Here is a 1,310-nt window from a genome sequence, read left to right on the forward strand (position 1 = left end):
GCCCGCAATCAAATGGTTTTTACGAGTTTAGAAGATTCGATTTTTGAAGATAATCCGGTTCGCTTTATTGATGCTTTTGTGGAGAATATCGATTTAAAAGCCTTGGGTTTTGAACTTCGAACCCCGAAAACGGAAGGAAGACCGAGTTTTAATACGAAAATCTTTCTCAGAATCTATTTGTATGGCTATCTCAACGGACTTCGCAGTTCACGGAAACTCGAAAAAGAGAGTATTCGCAATATTGAATTACAATGGCTTTTGTTCGGACTTACACCCAATTACCACAGCATTTCTGATTTTAGAAAAGACAATGCGTCGGGTTTAAAGAAGCTCTTCAAAGTTTTCGTTTCTTTCTTGAAAGATGCTGATCTAATTGCCGGCGAAACCATTGCCATCGATGGTACCAAAAGCAGAGCTCACAACAGCAAAAAAGCGAACTTCAACCAAAAAAAGTTGGATCGACATTTGGCTTATATTGAAGAAAAAACGCAGGAATATTTGGATGAACTGGCTCAGAATGATGAACTTGAAAAAATCACTACAATCACCCATATTCAAGAAAAAATAGAACGTTTAAAGAAGAATAAACTGCACTACGAAGTCTTAGAAGAAAAACTAAAAGCAAGCGGCGAACCTCAAATCAGTACTACCGATGAAGATTCCAGAGCATTATTGGTTCAAGGGCAAGTGGTAGAAGTGAGTTACAATATTCAGGCAGCGGTGGATGAAAAGCACAAACTCGTTGTAGCAACGCACACCATTAATCGCAATGATAGAAATGCTTTGAGCGCAATTGCGATGGAAGCGAAGGAGAATTTGGGCGTTGAAACTTTCACCGCTTTGGTGGATAAAGGCTATCACAATGGTCGTGAAATCACCCGATGTAAGGAGGAAAACATCATCACGATTGTTGCGCATCCTGATCAAGGTAAAAGCAATGAAAATGGGACGCAGCCGGATTATTTTGTTTCAAAATTCATTTATAATAAAGAAGAAGACACTTATACTTGTCCGGCAAATCAAGTTTTAAAAACGACCGGAAGATGGCATAAGAAAACCCGCGATAGAGACAGTTACGAGTTCAAAAAATACCGAACTCCCGCTTGCAAAGAGTGTGCTGTAAAAACACTTTGTACGAGCCGAACAGGCGGCCGGGAAATCGATAGAAGCCAGTATGCGGATGCAGTGGAAGAAAACAATCAGCGTTATCGAGAAAATGGGCAATTGTACCGAAAAAGGCAGGAGATCAACGAGCATATCTTCGGAACCATCAAAAGGCAATGGGGTTACAATCACACGAATTTAACGGG

General features: G+C 40.4%; 1 protein-coding gene. It reads left to right on the top strand.

What is annotated here, in order from left to right; genetic code table 11:
- The coding region (locus BW939_RS15670; RefSeq protein WP_076452936.1) for an IS1182 family transposase at positions 1-1,310 on the top strand (1,310 nt) is incomplete at both ends.

Origin of the sequence: Chryseobacterium piscicola, assembly GCF_900156685.1 — a bacterium.
In the GTDB taxonomy this organism is placed as follows: domain Bacteria; phylum Bacteroidota; class Bacteroidia; order Flavobacteriales; family Weeksellaceae; genus Chryseobacterium; species Chryseobacterium piscicola.